Below are 21566 nucleotides of genomic sequence, written 5' to 3' on the forward strand. Positions count from 1 at the left end.
CTGGCGTCGCCCTCCGGCCTCCCCCTGCCACTATTTCTGTGGCCACAGCCACGCGGCGCCACGCACGCCGCTGGAGTCGCCGTGCAGGGCTTTGCGCACCGGCGTTTCGCACTCCCCGCCGAACACAAACTGTTTAATCAGCGGCGGAATCGTTTTGTACAGGCGATCAATGTTGCTCATCCCGCCGCCGAGGACGAAAACATCGGGGTCGAGAATATTCACCACATGGGCCAGCGATTTCGCCAGACGCCGTTCATAGCGGCTGAGCGCCAGTTCAGCCAGCGCGTTTTGCGCCTCCACCAGGCGGATAATCTCACTGCCTTTAAGCGGATTGCCGCTCAGGCGATGGTAATCGGTGGCGAACCCGGTGCCGGAAATAAACGTCTCAATGCATCCCTGTTTTCCACAGTAACAGGGGACTTCTTCACGATAGCGAAGCTCATCCTCATCCATCCACGGCAAAGGATTGTGCCCCCACTCGCCCGCCGTACCGTTGCCGCCGATGTGCGCCCGACCGTTAAGCGCCACGCCCGCGCCGCAACCGGTACCAATGATCACCGCAAAAACCGTCTGCGCCCCGGCAGCGGCGCCATCGACCGCCTCAGAAACCGCCAGACAGTTCGCGTCATTCGCCAGACGTACGTCACGTTGCAGACGTGCGCTGAGGTCTTTATCAAACGGCTGACCGTTCAGCCACGTGGAGTTGGCATTCTTCACCACACCGGTATAGGGCGAAATGGAACCGGGGATGCCGATCCCCACCGTGCCCGTTTGCCCGGTGGCTTTTTCCGCCATCGCCACCAGCGTGGCAATGGTTTCGATGGTTTGCTGATAGTCGTTTCGCGGCGTCGGCAGACGATGGCGGAACCGTTGCTCCCCGGCCTCACTGAGCGCGATGACTTCCGTTTTGGTGCCGCCTAAATCAATCCCAATACGCACACGGTGTTCCTCATTTTTTAGGGAATATCAACAGAGTAGAGCGAGGCATTGGGAATGGCAATGCAAGCCCGCCGACAATTCGTTACTATACGCGCTGAATTTAACGACAAGGCCGTGGAAATTATCATGCTGTGGTTCAAAAATTTAATGGTTTACCGTCTTAGCCGCGATATTTCATTGCGTGCCGAGGAGATGGAAAAACAGCTAGCCTCGATGACGTTTACCCCTTGCGGTAGCCAGGATATGGCAAAAACGGGCTGGGTGCCGCCAATGGGATCGCACAGCGATGCGTTGACGCATACCAACAACGGCCAGATTTTGATTTGCGCGCGTAAAGAAGAGAAGATCCTGCCCTCTCCGGTGATCAAACAGGCGCTGGAAGCGAAGATCGCCAAACTGGAAGCCGAGCAGGCGCGCAAACTGAAGAAAACCGAGAAAGACTCGCTGAAGGATGAAGTGCTGCATTCGCTGCTGCCACGCGCCTTTAGCCGCTTTAGTCAGACCATGATGTGGATCGACACCGTGAACGGGTTGATCATGGTGGACTGCGCAAGCGCGAAAAAAGCGGAAGATACGCTGGCGCTGCTGCGTAAGAGCCTCGGTTCTCTGCCAGTGGTTCCGCTGGCGCTGGAAAACCCGATTGAGCTGACGCTTACCGAATGGGTGCGTTCCGGCACCGTGGCTCAGGGCTTCCAGTTACTCGACGAAGCCGAACTGAAAGCGATGCTGGAAGACGGCGGCGTGATCCGGGCGAAAAAACAGGATCTGGTGAGCGACGAAATAGCCGTCCACATTGAAGCCGGTAAAGTGGTGACCAAGCTGGCGCTCGACTGGCAGCAGCGTATTCAGTTTATGATCTGCGATGACGGTTCGATCAAGCGTCTGAAATTCAGCGACGAACTGCGCGATCAAAACGAAGATATCGACCGGGAAGATTTCGCCCAGCGTTTTGACGCGGACTTTATCCTGATGACCGGTGAACTGGCGGCGTTGATTCAGAATCTGGTAGAAGGGTTAGGCGGCGAAGCGCAGCGCTAAACAATATTCCCTCTCCACACGGAGAGGGAAAATCATTACAGATAGCGGCAAAGATATGAGGTCGGTTCGGCGACCTGTAAGTGAAACTCGCTATGACCCGGGACGTTGAACACCTCTCCTGCGGCATACACCTTCCATTCGGTAGCATCCGGCAACAACACATTCAACGCGCCGCTCACCACCGTCATCTCTTCAGGCTCTGCGGTGCCGAAGGTGTATTCCCCTTCCAGCATCACGCCCACACTGGCACGGCCAGTACTGCTGCTGGTAAAGCCGATTGATTTTACTTTGCCGGAAAAGTATTCGTTACTTTGAAGCATAAACGGGCCCTGTCTCGTTGGTAAATTGACAACCAATATAGGGGCCAGCCCTTTGGCCTGTCACGTAAAATTAAACCAGCAGTTCTGAAGCCAGCCGCGCGATCAGCACATTAGAGAGCAGCACCGGAACATCCAGCGATTTTTGCAGGACATCGCGGTGGTGCTGATGAAAACCAAGGCAGTCGAGCATAATGACATCCGCCCCTTGCTCCAGCAGCGCTTTGCCGGCATCAATCAACTGCTGCGTGCTTCCATGTACCGGATTTGCCAAAGAATAGACAGGAGGAGACTGCAAAACCTGCCATTTCTCCGTCTGGGCCGCCATCAGCTCTTCCACCGGCACAATCACCCCCACCTGATGCCCATCGACAATCGAGGCCACCAGCGGCGGAATAATGCGCAGCGGCTCCAGCAGAATACTGTTACGCGCCGTCATGCTGTTAATTGAAGCTGTACTCATCAACAGAATGACATCGTAGCCCTGGTTATCCAGCACTTCGACGACGCTTTGCAGGTCGCGTTCCACTTTCTGGCGCGAGACATAAGCCAGTTGATTATCGTTAAGCAGAGTGAGCAGCGGCTCCTCGCCGGAATCGATTGCGTACTCAGCCAGAACGTCATCACGGCTCATTTTTCCCAGCAGGCTGTGATGGGTGATATGTTGTTCGTCGATGTACTCGGTCAGAAGCGGTAAAACTTCACTCATGGGTACAACACCGATGGTGAGGATAGCCAACGACGCACTCATTTTTTCCACCTTCTTTTTTACTTCGTCGTTTATTCCCGGGTAAATGCGCTGCACCACTGCCGACACTTACCTTTGCAAATGCAAAAAAGCGTAGCAGGTGCAGCACAAATCGCTGTGTAAAGATTCCAGATAATTCCAGTAATAGATTGTTATTGTTTGATGTTAGTTTTCAGGTACAACGATTCTTCGGTGAAAAATGTGATGCTGGTAGGGTTTGCACTCACTCAGATTCCATTCCGAGCCGTTCAGTCATCAGGTTTTATCGGGATCTTCGTAACGGGCTTTCGCATCCATCGCTTCCTGCGCGCTGGGATGCTCGCTGATTAACGAATCCGGTTTCGGGTGATCGGCGCGCAGCTGATACCAGGTGACCGTCTGCCCCGGCGTCCCTTTCTCAATGGTGACAATATACGCTTTACGTGGATAAGGCGGTTTGGTTGGCATAGTGCTTCCTTCTGTCGAATGAAGTTTAAGTATAGACCCCGCCTTGTCTGCGCAGCGCGCACTGCGCCAGCCTGCGCTGAATTTCAGAAATCACCTGGCTGGGTGATTTCGCTGCATCAATGATGAAATGGGCCGCCTCGCGATACAACATGTCCCGCTGTTGCAGCACCTCCTGCACCTCTTCGCTCAGGGGTTTACCGGTCAGCGTGGGACGCAGCTCCTCTTCAGGCGACGCCTCAAGACGATTAACCAGCGTTGGGACCGGCGCGCTTAAATAAATGACGATGCCGTTATCACGCATAAAATGGCGGTTATAGTCGGTGAGAATAATTCCTCCCCCCGTCGCGACGACCGTCGACGGCGCGGTCACCGCCTCCAATGCGGCCGTTTCTCTGGCGCGAAATCCCGGCCAGCCTTCACGCTCGACGATTTCCGCCACGGTCATTTGTACCTGCGACTGCAGCCATTGATCGGTATCCACAAACCGACAGCCAATTGCCGTAGCCAGCGCCATGCCAACCGTTGTTTTTCCACAGCCGCGTGGGCCAACAAGATAAAGCGGTTGCGTCATAGTGGGCGTTCCCCAGAAAGCCGCAAAGCTGCGGGATCAGATGTCATTAAAGGAATAATCATACCATCAAACTAGTACAGCGTTAAGTGTAAAGAATTTATTCCACTCAAAGTAGAAACATCAATGCATGCCCTACTATATCAAGAAATGGCGCTGAGGAAAGTGTAAAAAATAAATTACATTCACGCTTTTCTGCGCTGAACTTCCAGCCACCACTTTTCCAGCTCCGCCGCAAAATGCTGGCGATCGCGCGCAGAGAGGCTATCCGGCCCACCCGTCTGGATCCCGCTGGCGCGCAACGTATCCATAAAATCGCGCATCGTCAAACGTTCACGAATGGTCGATTCGGTGTAGCGTTCACCACGCGGATTGAGCGCAGATGCGCCTTTCGCCAGCACCTCAGCGGCCAGCGGGATATCGGCAGTGATGACCAGATCGCCTGCCGCGCACTGACGCACAATCTCGTTGTCCGCCACGTCAAAGCCCGCAGGAACGCGCAGCGTACGGATATACGGTGACGGTGGCACGCGCAGGCTCTGGTTCGCTACCAGAGTCAGCGACATTTGCATGCGCCCGGCAGCACGATAGAGGATCTCTTTAATTACGTTCGGACACGCATCCGCATCCACCCATATGGTCATACTGTCTCCCGTTTCTTGTGCAATCGGCTATTGTCTCGTGCTTTTGCGCTGCGGCAAAGTGCTGTTTATCCTTCATGCGTCTTTCAATCCGCGCTAAGCTAGGCTTTATCAAACAAAACAACAACTATCACCCATAGGGAGTGACGAGATGGAGAAGAAAATCGGTTTTATCGGCTGCGGTAATATGGGGAAAGCGATCCTCGGCGGCCTGATTGCCAGCGGTCAGGTGCTTCCCGGCCAGATCTGGGTCTACACCCCTTCCCCCGATAAAGTCGCCGCGCTGCATGACCAGTACGGTATCAACGCCGCGCAGTCCGCTCAGGAAGTGGCCCAGGTGGCGGATATTGTTTTCGGCGCCGTGAAGCCGGGCATCATGATCAAAGTACTCAGCGAAGTCACCTCCAGTCTCAATAAAGAGTCGCTGGTGGTCTCTATTGCAGCAGGCGTAACCCTCGATCAACTCGCCCGCGCGCTGGGGCATGACCGGAAAATCGTACGTGCGATGCCGAATACGCCATCATTGGTTAATGCCGGGATGACGTCGGTGACGCCAAACGCGCTGGTTACCCCGGAAGATACCGCTGACGTGTTGAATATTTTCCGCTGCTTTGGCGAAGCCGAAGTCATTGCCGAGCCGATGATTCACCCGGTGGTTGGCGTCAGCGGCTCCGCCCCGGCGTATGTTTTTATGTTTATCGAAGCAATGGCCGATGCCGCTGTACTGGGCGGGATGCCGCGCGCGCAGGCTTACAAATTTGCCGCTCAGGCGGTCATGGGTTCGGCAAAGATGGTGCTGGAAACCGGCGAGCATCCTGGCGTACTGAAAGATATGGTCTGTTCGCCTGGCGGCACGACGATTGAAGCAGTCCGCGTACTGGAAGAGCGAGGATTTCGCGCGGCAGTGATTGAAGCGATGGCGAAGTGTATGGAGAAGTCAGAGAAACTCAGTAAGTCCTGAGTGAACAACCGGACGTCAGGCCGCCACTTCGGTGCGGTTACGTCCGGCATTCTTTGCTTTGTAGAGTGCCAGATCGGCTGATTTCAGCCATTCCCGATAGTGACCGAACTGCGGGGTTAACGGTGCAACGCCGACGCTGATATGCAAAATAACCTGCGGCGCGCAGGCCAGGCGTAGCCCTTGTAACCCCTCATGAACCCGCGACATCGCCGCTATGGCGCTCTCCGCTGGCGTACCGCACATGATCACCGCAAATTCATCACCACCAAAACGCCCGATCACATCGCTCCCGCGCAGGGTCATTCTCAACTGCTGGGTCAGCGCCAGAATGGCTTCGTCGCCAACGTCATGTCCCCAGGTATCGTTAATGCTCTTAAAGTGGTCGATATCGATGATCAGCAGCGTGGCATCCCGATGCTGGCGACGACTGTGCTCAAATTCATTGCGCAGTAATATTTCCCAGTGCCGCCGGTTGTAGACCCCCGTCATGCCGTCACAGGTGCTCATCACCTGCAACCGACGCTTGTGCTGCGCCAGTTTTGTCGCGGCCTGATAGCTGACCCAGGAGAATAACAGCGGGTATATCACCATGACCGGCAGCGTCAGCCCTCCTTCCAGTGGTGCGCTTCTTAAGGCCAGAGAGACGCCCGTCAGCTGCAGCGTGACCAGACAAGCGATCACCATCAGGGCAAGCCCGGTGATAAACAGTCGCGCGCCGCCTGCGCCCATCAGATTCATGCACATGATCATCAACAGCGCGGTGGAGGGCAGTGCATTGGCCCCCATCAGACCTATCCACATTCCGGCGAGGACCGCATCCGTTTTTAAATTGGCAAATTCCCGACTCAGCGGATCGACGGCCCTGCTGGCGATTTGCCAGGCCAGGTGCGGCCAGACGAACGCCCATCCCACCAGCAACAGCCACCAGACGCCGGATACGGGATTCGCGACCAGCGCTGCGGCGACAGGGAAAAACATCCCCCCCAACGCCACTGCACGCGGCACTCTCACTCGCCGGGCGAATCGCAGTCCAGAGCGTTGATGGTCATTTTGCTGCGATGAAAAAGACTCTTCATCCAGGTCGACCGCTTTTTTGTAAAAGTTTTCGTCATTCATTATTTTTTGGGAACATTCTGAAACAATTTTCCCAAATTATAGAGACGGGTCTGGCGGGGAAAGTATGATATTTCGGGTGAGCGTTTTTCTTTGCTCACCCGTTAGCACTACGTCGGGGCTACGCCGCTTTCTTCAGGCAGGCACTCATAAACTTACTGCGGTCGTCACCTTTCAGCGATTGTTCCGTCGCCTTGACGTTGCATTCGCGCATTTTTTGCTGTTGCGGCGTCAGGCTTTTTTCACCGGGAGCTGACTGACTGTTTTTAAGGCAATCGCTCATGTATGTCTTACGGGCATCGCCTTTCAACGTCTTCGCCGTCGCCTGTTGATTACAGGTGGTCATGCGCTGCTGCTGCGGCGTTAATGTTTTCTCCGCCGCACCAACGGTCGTTAAAAAGATCAACCCAAACAATAGGGTAACCAGTAATGTTATTTTCATAGCACCATCCTTTTTGAGTATTCACTCGACTATCTCCCGCAGGTAAACGCGGGGATATTCAGATAAGTCTGGCTGCTAACAATAAAAAAACCACCCGACAGCAAACGTTATCCTGCCGGGGGCTGGATTATTTCAGGCCTAACGCCGCTTTCATGGTATAGAACAGATCGGTTTGATCGGTCAGCCCGACCACGTTGGCCGCATGAGGACCGTAGGCCGCAATGCGCAGCTGGCTGCCCGTATGCTCCTGAGATTCCTCTTCGGAGTTACCGTAGCTGATTACCATCACGGCGCCATCTTTGGTGTTTAACGCCTGGGTCAGACCCGGCGCTTTTGTCTCCGGCGCGACGATCTGGCTGGCGTGGGCGTGATCGGCGGTGACGATCACCAGCGTGTTACCCTCTTTCTTCGCAAAGGCCAGCGCGCGCTGTACGGCTTCGTCCAGATCCACCGTCTCGCCAATCTGTCCGCAAGGATTGGCGGCGTGATCCTGTTTATCGATAGAGGCCCCTTCCACCTGCAGGAAGAATCCTTTCTCATTTTTACTGAGCAACTCAATGGCTTTGTCGGTCATTTGCGCCAGCGTCGGCACGGTATCGTCGCGTTTTGGATTCGGCGTACAGGTCACGGCGGGCTTATCAATATTGCCGTGATAAGACGCTTTAGGGCCTTCCCAGCGCACAGGCATGTTGCCGTCAGAGAACAGTCCCAGCAGCGGTTTGTCCTGGCTGGCTTCGCCGATTGCCGCCAGTGAGGCCGCGTCGCCGACCAGTTGGTAACCCCGGGCCAGAGCCTGTTCACGCAGCGTTTTCCCCTGCCACTCGCCCGCCGTCGCGGTTTCGGCGAACGTTTTCGCGCCGCCGCCCAGCGTCACATCCGCACGGGCATTCAGCAGTTGTTCGGTTATTGAGCCTTTGCCACCTTTTTCCAGCGCATTCGTCGGGCATTTCTCGCTCGTTACGCTCGGGCCATAGCATTTACGTGACGTGACGTGCGCCACCAGCGCGGCAGGCGTGGCATCCTGCAACTCTGCGGTTGAGACGTTACCCGTCGCCAGCCCCGCCGCTTTCGCCATTTCCAGCAGCGTCGTGTGATCTTTTTCGTGAATATCGACGCCCAGCGCGCCGTTATAAGTTTTCACGCCGGTTGTCCATGCGGTTGCCGACGCAGCAGAATCTGTCACGTAATCCGGCTTACCGGTTTTTTTATTCAGCGCATAATGGGTGTATTGACCGGTCAGCGGTAAGGCATCAATCCCTTTAAAATAACCACCTGCACCTTCAGCATAATTTCGCGCAGCGGTAATTTCTGAATCACCCATACCATCGCCAATCAATAAAATAATATTTTTTGCTGGTTTATCATTCAGTGATTCGCGCAATGCTTGTGTTTGATCGGCCGATAATCGGCGTGCTCCGCCTGGCGTTGTAATATCACCCTGCGCGGCACGGTTTTCCAGTACCGACATTGATGATGTTTCAGAATGACTAACGGGGATATACAGCAGCGGTAACAATGCAAGAGCGATAGCGCTTTGTTTCACTTTATTTTCTCCATGTACTTAATACACTTAAAATAAAAAACAAAGCGACTATAGGTCTCTGACATGACAGGTATATGACAGCGTAGAAGCTGAATAAAACTAGTAACGAGGATGCCTCAACAACTTCTGTACATACTGGCGCAGCAGCTCCGTATCGTTATCCGGAACGCTGGCATCGGGCTTTACGCCATCAAGTGCGCCCTCAACCTGATGAATCAACAGTTGCTGCTCGTTCTGAGCCATATTGCGCAGCATCGCTGTAACGATAATCTCTAATGCTTCTACCTGAGCAACCAGTTCTTTTGACTCTTCCTCTTTCTGGGCAAGCTTAAGCAACAACTCAGCTATTAGATTTTTCATGACCGCATTTCCTTATCTAAAGAAGGCTGACGGTATCACTATGAATCCATGCTGCCTAGAGGCTGAAAGTAGTATTTTTATAAGAAAGGAAAGACTTTGCGTAAATAATCACAGAATACGGTGAGCGAAACGTTTCTCGCAGAAAAACAGAACCCGAAATTAAAAGTCATGAATAAAATAGTCACCCCCGGCCATAAGTTAAAGTTATGATAAAAAAAATGACCAGTTTTACTTAAGTCATTTTTTAATCGTTTTACACCTGCTTACGGATATTTCGCCGCTGGCGCAGGACAAGGGCTAACTGACAAATGTTAATCATCACAATGACCGCAGTGGCAATAAATACCCAACGAAATCCCGCCATTGCCGACACCGTTGCCCCCATTAGCGGACCCGCGACATTACCAAGATACATAAACGATTGGTTATAACCAAAAATACGCCCGGTTATTTGGTCGCTGGAGTATTTGACCAGCAGCGTCTGGACGGCAGGCAGCATTGCGCCATCGGCAAAACCGAGCAGAAAACGTAAAACCCCAAGCTGGAAAGGCGTCGTGACCCACGACATGGCAAAGAACAGCACGACCGCACAAATCAGCGTCGCCATCAGGATCCTTTCGGTGCCGATGCGATCCCCAAGCTTACCAAGCCGGGGCGCAGAAATCAGTGCCGACACCCCAGGCACCGAGGCGATTAACCCACTCAAAAAGGCAATATTGTTACTGTCCGGGGCCATCGACTTAATAAATAGCGCCAGAATCGGGCTGATTGAACCATTGCACAACTGAATCACCAGCGTGGTGAAAAACAGACTGACAACCAACGCCGGATATGGCAGAGAAGCAAATACGGCTTTCCCGCTCAACCGCTCGCTCTTTTTCAGCGTCGGGCGGACACCTTCTTTAATCAAAAAGAGGGTGACCAGAAAGCTGACGACCAGCAGTATTGCGGTGATAAAAAAGACCGGGCGTAAGCCCACATGATCGGCAATAAAACCGCCCATCAGCGGGCCGCCAATCACACCGCTGATTTGCGCAGTCGCCAGAGTACTGAGTGCCCATCCGCTACGTTCACGAGGCACCTGAGACGCCACCAGCGCCATCGCATTTGGAATATAACCGGACGTTAAGCCCATGATGCCGCGCAGCAGAAAAAGCTGCCAGACGTTGGTGGCAAAGGCTTGCAGCAGTATCGCAATGGCCATGCCAAGCGAAGCGCGCAGCAGCATCAGCTTGCGACCTTTGCGGTCTGCCAGGCTCCCCCAGAGCGGAGAGACTATCGCGGAGATTAAGAATGTGACACTGAAAGTCAGACCAGACCACATCGAGAGCGCTTCATGGGAGGTCACCCCGAGCTGCGAAATATACAGCGGCAAAAATGGCAGGATTTGACTGATTGCCAGACCGGTAAAAAAGCAGCCGAACCAGACGGAAATGAGATTAACTTTCCAGGATTCCATAAACGCTCATCGTGATAAATAGCAGAAAACGCCGGTTAGTTTAACAATCTCCGCGTCTGTCAGGGGATCCAGAGGTGCGCTGTCGCGCAATTTACTATTTTATCTTCCCGTTCACCATTTTTGTGAAATACATCACATTAAAACCCAACAAACCACAGGGCTTTATGCTTAGCGACAGAGGCCAACTCCCCGCATTCCCAGATGAAAATGGTTGGCGTGGGCGGCGTTGTAGTCCGGTCCTAAGCCGTTGCCATAGTACTGACAGCTCACGCTGAGCAGTGCCCGCAGCCACGGTGCGCTTTCCTCCTGCTTCCAGCCGCGCAGAACGGTGAAGTGCCGGCCGTCGGCAAGGCTAAAACCGCTGATATCCAGGGCCTGCGCGCTGGCGTGCTCGCTACGACGCGCGTCAGGGCGATGGTAAATATTACGACAGGCGAAGCTGCCGAGATGCTCGATCCGGGTCAGTCGGCTCATCATCAGACGTTCCGTCAACGGCACAGCCTGTTGCCCGACATACAGCGCAGAACTCAGCGCTAACGAACAGGAAGCAAGGAAGCTGCTGCTCAGTTTGACGGCGCCGAAATCCCGCACCCGTACCACGTCGGTTAAGGGGCATTCGCCGGTACTGTCGGCCACGGGCTGTGACGTAATCAGCTTCTGCTGGTTTGCCTGCAGCAACAGCGCCTGGCAACGCGCTGGCGTCAGACGCTTAAGCTTAAATTGAGTGAGCCAGTTTGGCGGGTCAGATAACTCAAGAGGGGTGAGCGGGTTGTAATAAGACGGCAGATAGCGATATCCCACGCCGCACGCCACGCCCAGAAGCATCATCAACAGCCAGCCTTTTCCTTTCACGCACCCTCCCGTGCAATTCTCCCTAACATTATGGCAGAAGCCCGCGAATCCCTCGTTTTGTCGTGGTAATGTATACGCTTTGCGTTCGGGGGAATGGGTTTAAGATGGCAAAGTTGCGGGTAGGAATCGTATTTGGTGGTAAATCAGCGGAACATGAAGTGTCATTGCAATCGGCAAAAAATATTGTCGATGCCATCGACAAGACCCGCTTTGATGTCGTGTTGTTAGGCATTGATAAACAAGGGCAGTGGCACGTCAGCGATGCCAACAATTACCTGCTCAATGCAAACGATCCGGCGCATATTGCGCTGCGTCCTTCTGCGACCAGCCTGGCACAGGTTCCAGGCAGACACGAGCAGCAGTTGATTGATGCGCAGAATGGCCAGCCGCTGCCAACCGTGGACGTGATTTTCCCGATTGTGCACGGCACGCTGGGTGAAGATGGTTCATTACAGGGGATGCTGCGCGTGGCGAATCTGCCCTTCGTCGGTTCCGACGTACTGGGCTCTGCGGCGTGCATGGATAAAGACGTCACCAAACGTTTGTTGCGGGATGCCGGACTGAGTATCGCGCCGTTTATTACGCTGACGCGCGCCAACCGCAATACGATAAGTTTTGCAGAGGTGGAAGCCCGTCTTGGTCTGCCGCTGTTCGTTAAGCCGGCTAATCAGGGATCGTCCGTCGGCGTCAGTAAGGTCACCAGCGAAGCGCAGTACGCGCAGGCTGTCGCTCTGGCGTTCGAGTTCGATCACAAAGTGGTGGTAGAACAAGGGATCAAAGGGCGTGAGATCGAGTGCGCGGTATTGGGCAACGATCATCCGCAGGCCAGCACCTGTGGCGAGATCGTGCTCAACAGTGATTTCTATGCCTACGACACCAAATACATTGATGATAACGGCGCGAAAGTGGTGGTCCCTGCGGCGATTGAGCCTCAGATCAACGACAAAATCCGTGAGATTGCCATTCAGGCGTATCAGACGCTGGGCTGTGCCGGCATGGCGCGCGTCGATGTCTTCTTAACTGCCGATAATGAGGTGGTGATTAATGAGATCAACACCCTGCCAGGTTTTACCAACATCAGTATGTATCCGAAACTCTGGCAGGCCAGCGGTTTAGGTTACACCGATTTGATCACCCGTTTGATCGAACTGGCGCTGGAACGCCACGCTGCAGATAATGCGCTGAAAACGACGATGTAATCAGCGCTGTCCCGGTAAGCCTGATGGCGACTTTACTCATCAGGCTTATGCCGCTTCATCCTCCACGCGACGACGAATAATCAATCCTGCCAACCAGAAGCTGATGACCCAGGTCACCAGACCCACGGCATAGGTTTGCCAGCCTTTGGCTTCAAAGCCCAGCAGCCCAACAACACCGTTCAGAATGAAAATCAGTCCGATAGCAAAGGCATAGTAATGCCAGTCACGGCGTATTTTTACAGGCAGGTTCATGGCAACTCCCGAGCGAAAAAAAGCATCATTGCATATTACGGGAAACCGGTCTGTGTCGTATGCGGAATTTCTTAAATGTTGCAAAATTTAATTTAAGGTAACCAATTTGTGACAACCAACAAGAATCTGCAATCCAGGATTCATCCCAGACTGAAATTACCATCATTCTGATATTGACAAACGCGATGACCTGTCAGACTCACGGTAAGTTACTGGCATGGTGTCAGAGATGCAGAATTACTCGCGGAGGTCATTTATGGCTGATTTCACTCTCTCAAAATCCTTGTTTAACGGGAAACATCGAGAAACCGCCTCTACGCCAGGCAACATTGCTTACGCCGTGTTTGTTCTGTTCTGTTTTTGGGTCGGGGCGCAGATCCTGAACCTGCTGGTTCATGCACCGGGCGTATATGAGCACCTGATGCAGGTACAAGAGACGGGACGCCCGCGCGTGGAGATTGGGCTGGGCGTCGGGACCATCTTTGGTCTGGTGCCGTTTCTGGTCGGCAGTCTGATTTTCGGTGTCATCGCCGCCATCCTGCGCTGGCGCTACCGCCGCCAGTAATGGCCCGGCGATTACTGCCCCATACACGTCGCCCGACGATCGTCGACCCGTTTTGCAAACCAGGCCGTGGTGAGATTACGGGTGATTTTCGGGCTTTCCAGCTGAATACCTGGCAGCATTTCACGCGGTAACGCTTTCCCCGTTTTTGTCTCAGCAAGCTTAAACACGTTTTCGTAAAGCGCCGTTTCTTCAAATGCGAGACTGTCGCCTTTCTCCAGCTGCCGGCGGATCTCGCTCTCACTGAGACTCAGTTTGCCCGCCAGTTTACGCACCGCCAGCTCCGTTTTACCGGCTTCTTTACTGCCGTAAGCAATCAGATCACCATCCAGCGCCAGTTTGACGCCGCTGGCTTTACTGACCGCATTCTGAAATGCGGCGTTACGACTGGCATACCATCCGGCGTTAAAGTCGGCAAAGCGGAAAATCGGCGCGCTGTAGTTGGCCGGGTAATTGAGCAGATGATAGGTTCCGAACCAGAGTCCACCGCGACGGCTGAACACTTCCTGGCGTACCGTTCCCTCCATTTTCCACGGATACCCTTTGCTGTGCTGCTCGGCAAACGCAATGCTGACCTGCATCGGGCCGCCGGTGTGTACCGGATTGAGTGAACCAAACAGCGTCTGCCCCATTGGCACCATATTGATAAAATCATCAAAAATGGCACTGAGCTGTTTTTCCGTTTTTACCGTATCCAGCCGCTCGCTGTAGCTTTTCCCGTTCGGGGACGTGATTTTCAGCGCGGTATGCACGAGGAAAACCGGGATGTGCATCCGCTCGGCTCGTCGGTCTATTTCCCGCCAGGCAATTTTGCTCAATCCCGGAACGGCCGGATCGGCCTGATAGTTGGACTCCTGCTGCGCGACCGCCAGCACCGAACAGATATTTTCCACCGTGGGCGCCAGCTTCTGGCTTTCAAAGGTTTTGGCAATATCCTGCGCCCAGCCGTCCCGATCCTTCACGCTGGCCGGCATTTTCTGGCGCACCACGCTCGCGACGTCTACCGGTTTCTCGCCTTTCTTCAGCGGTTGCGAGGGCTGACTGCTACATCCGGCCAGCACCAGCCCGGCCAGCAATGACAATGGGAAAAGACGAGACACCGCCGACATAACGTTTCCTTTTGTTAACCAAGAGTGTGGGTGACAGCCTGAATATCCTGCTCGTCCAGTTCGCGCTCAAAGCTGCGCAGACGTTTATAGATAGACATCAGTTCGACCAGCGTCGTCCACGAGTTGATCAGGTACTGGAACGCGCCCCGCACCTGGCTAAAGACGTTGTTAATTTGCGTCATCAGACCCAGGGTAATCGTACCGGCAACAATCGACGGAAACAGCAGGAACAAACCGAAAACGTTGTCCACCTGCAGGTAGAGAATGCGCGCGATATTAAAATACATGTAGTGAAAATAGAGGCGGAAATAGTTCTGGCGCACCGCACTGAACAGCTCACGAACCGTCGGCGGGGTGGCGCGGTTGGCATCGTCTTCCCCGTATACCAGCTCTTTACGATAGGCCGCTTCCACTCGCTGATTTTTAAATTCCAGCCCCGGAAGTTTGAACCCGACCGCCGCCAGCATACCGGTGCCCATCAGCGACCAGACGATCGCCGCAATCACCAGGCCGTAAGGCACATGGCCGACAATCGGCAGCTCAGGCACGTGCGGAGAAAGCGCAACCAGCACCGGCAGGAAGGCGATCAGCGTCATGATGGCATTGATAAAGCCCACGCCCATGCTTTCCAGCGTTGAAGCAAAACGCATGGTGTCTTCCTGCACACGCTGCGCTGCCCCCTCGATATGGCGCAGATGCTGCCACTGCGCCATGTAATATTCGTTCATCGCCGTACGCCAGCGGAACACATAGTGGCTGACAAAAAAGTTGTTCAGCACGCTAATCACCACGGCAATCAGCGCGATGCCAAGGAAGATCCCCAGTTCGTTATAGAACTGGCTCATGGTGACTTTATGCGGCGCGCTGAGGGCGGTCTGGATCAGATCGTAGAACGGCGCGTACCAGGCGTTGACGGCCACCCCCACTTCAACCAGAAACCAGGTGACAAAGATAATCAGCGAGGTGCCAAGAATCGACCAGTACTGCCAGCGATGCGGACTGTAGAGAAACCAGAACAGCGCAAATAACCCGACACAAAGCACATAGTAGGCATAAAAAATCAGGTAGCTCAGCGACCAGAAGCGGGCAGCGCTAATAGGTACAGTGCCTGCGGCGCCAGTCAGTCGTGCAATCCAGTCACCCCCTCCAGCCTGCCAGAAAATAACCGCAACTAATGCCCAAATAAAAGCCGAAAGGAAAAAAGGACCCGGCTTTGGGAAAAAAGACTTAAACATGATGCTCTCCTGCTAACTTCTTATCGTTATGACAACTGCTGTGTTTTTCCACCGCGCGGGTTGAAAATAAACGGTCACAACAGGCGAAACCGCCCATTGTGACCAACATGGTGGCGCTTAGTTCGTTTTCCAGTCCTGAATAATTGTTTCGACGGGTTTCACCCACACCGGATTGTCCGGTACGATCAGATTGCGCCAGACATCATTATGGTGCGCAATCAGCGTCTGGGCCGGTGCGGCCGGACGATGGGCGGTGGTATGGGCATCTTCCGCAACCGTAATACGATAACCCCGACTGGCACCGTTTCTGATGGTGGTATCGACGCAATAGTCCGTCGCACAGCCGCAGATGACAAAGTGCGAAATCGCCTCATCGTGCAGTAACTGTTCGAGGGCCGTTTTGTAAAAGGAATCGCACGCGGTTTTCGTGACATATTTTGCATTCGCTGGCGTGTTCAGTTCTGGCAGCAGTGCGAACCCCACACTCCCCTCTTCCAGCCCTCCCGCCTCGGTATGCTGAATAAAAATCGTGAGATCTGCCGCCTGCGTGAGCTGATTAATGCGTTCCACGCACGCTTCCCGGCGAATACGCGGCGTGGCAAACACGCCGATTTGCATATCAACAACCATCACAACCCGTTTTTCAGACATCGTCAGCCCCATCAAAGAGTGGTAATGAAAGATTATTGCACGCCCAGGATCACAAAAGCGGACTTTCTTTCGCGGCAAAAATGGCGCGTTTACGTGCCGTTACGTTTTTCTCACTATCCTTGCTCTAATTAGCGCTTTGCAATGTGCCGTTGCGTAGTATAAATACGCATACACATCATCCTTCAGGCTGTCTCTTTGTTGGCAATGCTCATAACCCCCAGTCACATAGTTTACTATGCTGCTGGAGATTTACTCGCTTGCCGCCTCGAAGCATCCCGAATGATTTCGTGTAAAGGTTTTCACTTCATCTCATTCATGGACATCACCGTTGAAACGTAGTCTGCTTTTTTCTGCCGCGCTGTGTGCGGCGTCATTGACCTCAGTCCAGGCGGCTCAACCTGTCGCCGACCCAGTTTTTGCGTCTGATATTGTCGAGCGTTATGCCGATCATATTTTTTATGGCAGCGGTGCGACGGGGATGGCGCTCGTCGTGATCGACGGCAACCAGCGCGTCTTTCGCAGTTTCGGCGAAACCCGACCGGGCAATAACGTGCGCCCACAACTGGATTCGGTCATTCGTATTGCGTCACTCACCAAGCTGATGACCAGTGAAATGCTGGTGAAACTGCTCGATCAGGGTACGGTTAAACTGGACGATCCGCTGAGTAAGTATGCCCCCGTCGGCGCGCGCGTACCGTCATATGAGGGAAAACCGATCACGCTGGTCAATCTGGCGACGCACACCAGCGCGCTGCCCCGTGAACAACCTGGCGGCGCGGCAAAGCGTCCGGTGTTTGTCTGGCCGACGCGGGAGCAACGCTGGAGTTACCTCTCCACCGCGACCCTGAAAGCCGCACCGGGGTCGCAGGCGGCCTATTCCAACCTGGCGTTCGATCTGTTGGCCGATGCGCTGGCAAATGCCTCCGGCAAACCTTATACCCAACTGTTTGAAGAGAAGATCACCCGCCCGCTGGGCATGAAAGACACCACCTATACCCCTTCTCCCGATCAGTGCAAACGTCTGATGGTAGCGGAAAAAGGGGCCAGCCCGTGTAATAACACGCTGGCAGCCATCGGCAGCGGCGGCGTTTACTCAACGCCGGGTGACATGATGCGCTGGATGCAGCAGTATCTGTCCTCTGATTTTTACCAGCGCAGTAATCAGGCCGACAGAATGCAGACGCTGATTTATCAGCGCGCGCAGTTAACGCGGGTAACGGGCATGGATGTTCCCGGCAAAGCCGATGCGTTGGGATTAGGCTGGGTCTATATGGCACCGAAGAATGGACGCCCGGGAATTATTCAAAAGACCGGCGGTGGCGGTGGGTTCATCACCTATATGGCGATGATTCCGCAAAAAAATGTGGGCGCGTTTGTCGTCGTCACTCGCTCTCCGCTCACCCGTTTTACCAATATGAGTAACGGTATTAACGATCTGGTCGTCGAACTGAGCGAAAATACACCGCGCGTGGTTCCGGCATCTTAATCAATATTCAGAAGGCAAACGGTTGATACCCATCAGTTTGCCTTTATTCATTTCGATATAGCCGCCTTTACGCAATGCAGCCAACACCTCAGCCACCACGGAACGAGAAATGCATGTGCGCTGGTGAATATAATTCATGACGCCAATGCGGGAACGTAATCCGTCCTCCCATTCAATCATTGAAATCAGTGTCGAACGGATCTGTTCATAAGAGTTTTTACCGATTAACTGCCAATCTCGTTGTTCCATCATACGGTTCTGCCATGTCAACCAGTAGAATGCTTCACGCCACAACTGGCATTCTTCAATAATTGCAACGGTTTGTGAGGAAGAGAGGTGATATCCCGAACATATCCCCTCGCTAACGAGATCGTACTGAACATCATTTTTCATCACCCCATTGGTCAGTCCCATAATGAAAGGAGCCTGCCCAATACCAACCAGAATATGTTCATTACGTCTTAACGAGATAATCCCTTCCAGAATCACTAATGTCGTATCAGGGTTCTTTTCCGTGGAATAAAGAAGATGCTTTTCATTAGCATATGAAAAACGGGTGCCATATTTAGACAAGGACTTATCGAGCTGACCAAATTCTTTTAACGGTTTATTCAGAGATAACATCTGCGCGTTCCTTGCATTAATGCCCGTCAAATCCTTGACGGGCATTTTTTAGATTAACTACGCTATATCCATTTCCGTAAGGGAATGATTACCAGGTATATTTAACGCCCGCGTTGGCCGCCCAATTCTGATCAACATCGCCACCACCGAGGTAGTTCGCATCGGTATAGGCACTGAAGTTCTTGGTAAAGCTGAACTGCGTACCCAGACCAACACGAACCGCTGAACCTTCGGTGCCGTTGTCGATAGAGTCGCCGTTGACATCAGCATTGTTGTTCGCATCGTCATACACATAGGCCAGTTTGAAGTAAGGCGTCAGCGCCTGATCCTGGCTGTAGGTGAAGGTATAACCGGTATCTACACCCAGTTCATAGCGCATGCTGTCGTAAGACTGACCATCAGCCTGCATGTTGTTGCTCAGGCGATAACCATCGTCAGACTGGAACAAGCCAGACACGCTGCCGTATGGAGTAACATAACCCGCATCACCCACTTTCCAGTCGTAACCCAGTTTCAGACCGAAGCCCCACGCATCCGCAGAGGTGCTGCCATCAACATACTGACCGTCGCTCATATTGGCAGACAGATCGTTGTTAAAGTGAGAGTAGCTCAGGTTGCCATCTACAAAGATGTCATTGGCAAAGCGAGCTGAAGAGTAGAGGTAGGCAGACTGGCTGTCCTGATCCACTTGACCGGTATGGTCGCTCATGTCGCCTTTCGCGAAGCCCGCCGCTGCACCGACAATCCACTTCGCGTTATTACCATCAACTTTGGTATCCACACCCACCATGATGCCGTTGACATCCTGATCGTAGTTAATGGTGCCGTTATCGCCGTTGAAGTTGCCGCCAAAGTAACTGACCCATGCGCCGCCGTTATCCGCCAGACCATGACGAGAGTTGGTCAGACGCGTCCCAACCGTATCTTGCTCCAGGTTCCAGGTATTGGTATTCGCAGACGGAATGCTCAACGCCATGTTAGCGTAGTCGGTCAACTCCATCTGTTGCATAACAACGGTGTTGCCCTGCTGCTGGGCCTGATAGGTGTACGCGCCCAGGTCTGCTTTGTTCGCGGCAGAGAAGGTAGCGGTGCTGTTCTTATCGTTAACGTAGATCAGCTCTTTGTCTTTGTAATCTGCGATAGCGCCTTCACCGGTGGCGTTGTTGATACGCACTTTGTAGTTGCCGGTTGCCGCAGCAACATTGTCGCCCGCATTGTCCACTTCAGACTGGTCAGCGCTGTATGCATCACCGTTACCGTTAATGGTCAGGTGACCATCGGAATTCATGGCGATCACACCGTAACCATAGTTAGACTTCGTGGTGTCTGCGGTACGATCGTTGGTCAGATCGGCATCCAGCACATAGTTGTTACTGTGAATATCAAATACACCGGCATGCACATTGCCATTCGTATCGGTCGTGCTGGTCAGATTCAGGGTATCCGTCTGCAGCGCATAGTCCGCACTGTTACCGACATCCAGAACACCGTCATTTGTGACCTTAATGGTGTTGGCATACAGTGCAGCATCACCTACGCTCCAGCCTGCAGCCACATCATCAGCGATGGTGACAGTACTGTTGTCGACAGTCAGAGTATCCGTTGCCACATGACCGTCCTCGCTGATGTTCAGCGCTGCGCCACCGGTCAACGCAATGGTGTCAGAAACCAGTGAAGAATCGGCAACATTCACCACAGAACCGCTGTTGATGCTCAGAGTATCAATCAGAGAGGCTTTAGTGGTATCCCACTCAGAACCGCCGTTCAGCGTAACATTGAACAGGCCGCTTTGATAAACCTCGTTGCCAACAACGTGGCCATCTTCATCATAAGCGGTGTCGCCATTGTCAATACCATAGGTAGACGATGGCCACAGGCTATTCGCGGTAATGTCGATCAACGTAGCGGTAGCATCGGTACCCGCTGCAACACCGTCGTAAACGCCGTCACCATCGGTGTCCACCTGATGCACAGACATCGCCGCACCAACCCATTTGCTACCGTTATTCAGGGTAACATCCATGCGGTCAGTACCATCCCAGCCGTTAGTATCGACAGCAGAGTCGGTATCACGATAGCTGTCCGCGCCGTTCGGGAAGAAGTTTTCATCGAAGTTGCTGGAGAAAACCACATCGCCCATCAGGGTCGAATTACTGAGATTAACCGTCGTCTGCATTGCATTATCTGCAGACGGATTCGCAATGGCGGAAATCGCAACGTCATCAGCCGTCGCAGTATTGCTGTAGTCGCTTGCGTTACCGTTATTGCCAAACCAGCCTGAAGTCCCTTCATCTGACCATGAACCAGAGGTCACGGTAGAGTCCTTCACCGTAATGGTGTTATTGAACACTTCATTGCTGTTTACGCCCGTGCTAACGGTGTTGTCGTCAACATCACTCCACTCGTAACCCTGAGTCAGCGTAATGCCTGCCACGTGAGAGTTGTTAGTGATAGACAGGTCAACTTCCTGATCCAGGGTGATCGCGGTGCCCATGTTGTAGACATCAACAACGTGCGTATCTGCGGTGCCGTCAGTATTGGTACCGTTGTAGGTATAATGTTCGTAGTTATCGTCGATCGTTGAGTTATCAACGGTGAGCGCCAGACGATCGTAAACATAGCCCGTATCACGACCATCAGCACATTCGCTCGTCATGCACTCAGACGTAATCATTCCGTGTACAGTGCTGTTTTTAATCGTCAGACTGTTGCTATTGGTGTTGGTAGAAAGACCATCATCCAGATAGTAAGTTGAAATCACACCGTTTACGGTTGCGTTATTGATTACCGGATAGATATCTCCGTTATACACGCTGTCGGTGCCGTAGTTATTCCAGCCGACGTAACCATCGTAGTACACACCATCGGGGTTCGTCGCATCGTTATAGTGGTCAAATGTGGTGTAAGTCTTGCCAGAAATATCCGTTGAAGCATTCGCCTGAGAAGTGATTGCCAAAGTGCAGGCTAATGCTAATTGTGAGACTACAAGTTTCTTTTTCCAGGAGTGCATTTGTCATCCC

At 53.3% G+C, this 21566-nt stretch carries 23 protein-coding genes; 5 read left to right on the top strand and 18 right to left on the bottom strand.

Translation table 11 applies throughout. From position 1 onward, the window contains the following. Nucleotides 1–30 precede the first annotated feature (30 nt). A complete protein-coding gene (locus GBC03_24035; protein QFS73053.1) occupies nt 31–939 on the bottom strand; it encodes a fructokinase in 909 nt (302 codons plus the stop codon). A gap of 126 nt (nt 940–1065) precedes the next feature. Between GBC03_24035 and rdgC the strand changes: the two genes are divergently transcribed. Continuing rightward, entirely contained in the window at nt 1066–1977 is a 912-nt protein-coding gene (gene rdgC, locus GBC03_24040; protein ID QFS73054.1) for a recombination-associated protein RdgC, read from the top strand. 35 nt (nt 1978–2012) lie between these two features. Here rdgC and ppnP read toward each other — a convergent pair whose 3' ends face one another. The 5 genes from ppnP to GBC03_24065 form a co-directional block, all read right to left on the bottom strand. Then, entirely contained in the window at nt 2013–2297 is a 285-nt protein-coding gene (gene ppnP / locus GBC03_24045) for a pyrimidine/purine nucleoside phosphorylase (GenBank protein ID QFS73055.1), read from the bottom strand. 70 nt (nt 2298–2367) lie between these two features. After that, the gene (locus GBC03_24050) at nt 2368–3045 is read right to left on the bottom strand and encodes an AroM protein (GenBank protein ID QFS73056.1); all 678 of its coding nucleotides are present in this window, start codon (nt 3043–3045) and stop codon (nt 2368–2370) included. 252 nt (nt 3046–3297) lie between these two features. Then, complete coding sequence (locus tag GBC03_24055; protein QFS73057.1) at nt 3298–3489, bottom strand: hypothetical protein; 192 nt, start codon at nt 3487–3489, stop codon at nt 3298–3300. A gap of 25 nt (nt 3490–3514) precedes the next feature. Continuing rightward, complete coding sequence (gene aroL, locus GBC03_24060; GenBank protein ID QFS73058.1) at nt 3515–4060, bottom strand: shikimate kinase AroL; 546 nt, start codon at nt 4058–4060, stop codon at nt 3515–3517. Between the two features lie 182 nt (nt 4061–4242). After that, on the bottom strand, nt 4243–4701 hold the full coding sequence (locus GBC03_24065; protein ID QFS73059.1) for a YaiI/YqxD family protein: 459 nt from the start codon (nt 4699–4701) through the stop codon (nt 4243–4245). Between the two features lie 148 nt (nt 4702–4849). Here GBC03_24065 and proC point away from each other — a divergent pair, with 148 nt between their 5' ends. After that, nucleotides 4850–5659: a pyrroline-5-carboxylate reductase gene (gene proC / locus GBC03_24070; protein QFS73060.1), complete on the top strand. Its 810-nt coding sequence runs from the start codon at nt 4850–4852 to the stop codon at nt 5657–5659. A 15-nt stretch (nt 5660–5674) separates the two neighbouring features. On the opposite strand, the gene adrA is transcribed toward proC, so the two are convergent. The 6 genes from adrA to GBC03_24100 all read right to left on the bottom strand — a co-directional run bounded on the left by adrA (nt 5675) and on the right by GBC03_24100 (nt 11404). Further along, complete coding sequence (gene adrA / locus GBC03_24075) at nt 5675–6775, bottom strand: diguanylate cyclase AdrA (protein ID QFS73061.1); 1101 nt, start codon at nt 6773–6775, stop codon at nt 5675–5677. Between the two features lie 118 nt (nt 6776–6893). After that, entirely contained in the window at nt 6894–7214 is a 321-nt protein-coding gene (gene psiF, locus GBC03_24080; protein QFS73062.1) for a phosphate starvation-inducible protein PsiF, read from the bottom strand. A 127-nt stretch (nt 7215–7341) separates the two neighbouring features. Then, nucleotides 7342–8757: an alkaline phosphatase gene (gene phoA, locus GBC03_24085; protein QFS73063.1), complete on the bottom strand. Its 1416-nt coding sequence runs from the start codon at nt 8755–8757 to the stop codon at nt 7342–7344. Nucleotides 8758–8856: 99 nt separating this feature from the next. Further along, entirely contained in the window at nt 8857–9117 is a 261-nt protein-coding gene (gene iraP / locus GBC03_24090) for an anti-adapter protein IraP (protein QFS73064.1), read from the bottom strand. A gap of 253 nt (nt 9118–9370) precedes the next feature. Next, a complete protein-coding gene (locus GBC03_24095; protein QFS73065.1) occupies nt 9371–10576 on the bottom strand; it encodes an MFS transporter in 1206 nt (401 codons plus the stop codon). Between the two features lie 168 nt (nt 10577–10744). Then, entirely contained in the window at nt 10745–11404 is a 660-nt protein-coding gene (locus GBC03_24100) for an extensin (GenBank protein ID QFS74116.1), read from the bottom strand. 128 nt (nt 11405–11532) lie between these two features. Between GBC03_24100 and ddlA the strand changes: the two genes are divergently transcribed. Beyond that, on the top strand, nt 11533–12627 hold the full coding sequence (gene ddlA / locus GBC03_24105) for a D-alanine--D-alanine ligase (GenBank protein ID QFS73066.1): 1095 nt from the start codon (nt 11533–11535) through the stop codon (nt 12625–12627). Nucleotides 12628–12672: 45 nt separating this feature from the next. Here the strand turns inward: ddlA and GBC03_24110 are convergent, their stop codons facing one another. Further along, nucleotides 12673–12879, bottom strand: coding sequence for a DUF2754 family protein (locus GBC03_24110; GenBank protein ID QFS73067.1), 207 nt, complete (start codon nt 12877–12879; stop codon nt 12673–12675). Between the two features lie 256 nt (nt 12880–13135). Between GBC03_24110 and GBC03_24115 the strand changes: the two genes are divergently transcribed. Continuing rightward, entirely contained in the window at nt 13136–13444 is a 309-nt protein-coding gene (locus tag GBC03_24115) for a DUF2755 family protein (GenBank protein QFS73068.1), read from the top strand. An 11-nt stretch (nt 13445–13455) separates the two neighbouring features. Here the strand turns inward: GBC03_24115 and GBC03_24120 are convergent, their stop codons facing one another. The 3 genes from GBC03_24120 to GBC03_24130 form a co-directional block, all read right to left on the bottom strand. Next, a complete protein-coding gene (locus GBC03_24120; protein ID QFS73069.1) occupies nt 13456–14550 on the bottom strand; it encodes a DUF1615 family protein in 1095 nt (364 codons plus the stop codon). A gap of 14 nt (nt 14551–14564) precedes the next feature. Further along, complete coding sequence (sbmA, locus tag GBC03_24125; protein QFS73070.1) at nt 14565–15785, bottom strand: peptide antibiotic transporter SbmA; 1221 nt, start codon at nt 15783–15785, stop codon at nt 14565–14567. A 117-nt stretch (nt 15786–15902) separates the two neighbouring features. Beyond that, a complete protein-coding gene (locus tag GBC03_24130) occupies nt 15903–16436 on the bottom strand; it encodes an isochorismatase family protein (protein QFS73071.1) in 534 nt (177 codons plus the stop codon). 328 nt (nt 16437–16764) lie between these two features. Between GBC03_24130 and ampH the strand changes: the two genes are divergently transcribed. Next, entirely contained in the window at nt 16765–17922 is a 1158-nt protein-coding gene (gene ampH, locus GBC03_24135; GenBank protein QFS73072.1) for a D-alanyl-D-alanine-carboxypeptidase/endopeptidase AmpH, read from the top strand. Here the strand turns inward: ampH and iprA are convergent, their stop codons facing one another. Then, a complete protein-coding gene (iprA, locus tag GBC03_24140) occupies nt 17923–18546 on the bottom strand; it encodes a hydrogen peroxide resistance inhibitor IprA (protein QFS73073.1) in 624 nt (207 codons plus the stop codon). A gap of 88 nt (nt 18547–18634) precedes the next feature. Beyond that, entirely contained in the window at nt 18635–21556 is a 2922-nt protein-coding gene (gene ehaB / locus GBC03_24145) for an autotransporter adhesin EhaB (protein ID QFS73074.1), read from the bottom strand. Between the last annotated feature and the right edge of the window lie 10 nt (nt 21557–21566).

Origin of the sequence: Citrobacter telavivensis (assembly GCA_009363175.1) — a bacterium.
In the GTDB taxonomy this organism is placed as follows: Bacteria; Pseudomonadota; Gammaproteobacteria; order Enterobacterales; family Enterobacteriaceae; genus Citrobacter_A; species Citrobacter_A telavivensis.

Coding starts and splice junctions, on each gene's coding strand:
- rdgC (QFS73054.1), top strand. CDS start 1,066: ATGCTGTGGTTCAAAAATTTAATGGTTTACCGTCTTAGCCGCGATATT.
- ppnP (QFS73055.1), bottom strand. CDS start 2,297: ATGCTTCAAAGTAACGAATACTTTTCCGGCAAAGTAAAATCAATCGGC.
- GBC03_24050 (QFS73056.1), bottom strand. CDS start 3,045: ATGAGTGCGTCGTTGGCTATCCTCACCATCGGTGTTGTACCCATGAGT.
- GBC03_24055 (QFS73057.1), bottom strand. CDS start 3,489: ATGCCAACCAAACCGCCTTATCCACGTAAAGCGTATATTGTCACCATT.
- aroL (QFS73058.1), bottom strand. CDS start 4,060: ATGACGCAACCGCTTTATCTTGTTGGCCCACGCGGCTGTGGAAAAACA.
- GBC03_24065 (QFS73059.1), bottom strand. CDS start 4,701: ATGACCATATGGGTGGATGCGGATGCGTGTCCGAACGTAATTAAAGAG.
- proC (QFS73060.1), top strand. CDS start 4,850: ATGGAGAAGAAAATCGGTTTTATCGGCTGCGGTAATATGGGGAAAGCG.
- adrA (QFS73061.1), bottom strand. CDS start 6,775: ATGAATGACGAAAACTTTTACAAAAAAGCGGTCGACCTGGATGAAGAG.
- psiF (QFS73062.1), bottom strand. CDS start 7,214: ATGAAAATAACATTACTGGTTACCCTATTGTTTGGGTTGATCTTTTTA.
- iraP (QFS73064.1), bottom strand. CDS start 9,117: ATGAAAAATCTAATAGCTGAGTTGTTGCTTAAGCTTGCCCAGAAAGAG.
- GBC03_24095 (QFS73065.1), bottom strand. CDS start 10,576: ATGGAATCCTGGAAAGTTAATCTCATTTCCGTCTGGTTCGGCTGCTTT.
- GBC03_24100 (QFS74116.1), bottom strand. CDS start 11,404: ATGATGCTTCTGGGCGTGGCGTGCGGCGTGGGATATCGCTATCTGCCG.
- ddlA (QFS73066.1), top strand. CDS start 11,533: ATGGCAAAGTTGCGGGTAGGAATCGTATTTGGTGGTAAATCAGCGGAA.
- GBC03_24110 (QFS73067.1), bottom strand. CDS start 12,879: ATGAACCTGCCTGTAAAAATACGCCGTGACTGGCATTACTATGCCTTT.
- GBC03_24115 (QFS73068.1), top strand. CDS start 13,136: ATGGCTGATTTCACTCTCTCAAAATCCTTGTTTAACGGGAAACATCGA.
- GBC03_24120 (QFS73069.1), bottom strand. CDS start 14,550: ATGTCGGCGGTGTCTCGTCTTTTCCCATTGTCATTGCTGGCCGGGCTG.
- sbmA (QFS73070.1), bottom strand. CDS start 15,785: ATGTTTAAGTCTTTTTTCCCAAAGCCGGGTCCTTTTTTCCTTTCGGCT.
- GBC03_24130 (QFS73071.1), bottom strand. CDS start 16,436: ATGTCTGAAAAACGGGTTGTGATGGTTGTTGATATGCAAATCGGCGTG.
- iprA (QFS73073.1), bottom strand. CDS start 18,546: ATGTTATCTCTGAATAAACCGTTAAAAGAATTTGGTCAGCTCGATAAG.
- ehaB (QFS73074.1), bottom strand. CDS start 21,556: ATGCACTCCTGGAAAAAGAAACTTGTAGTCTCACAATTAGCATTAGCC.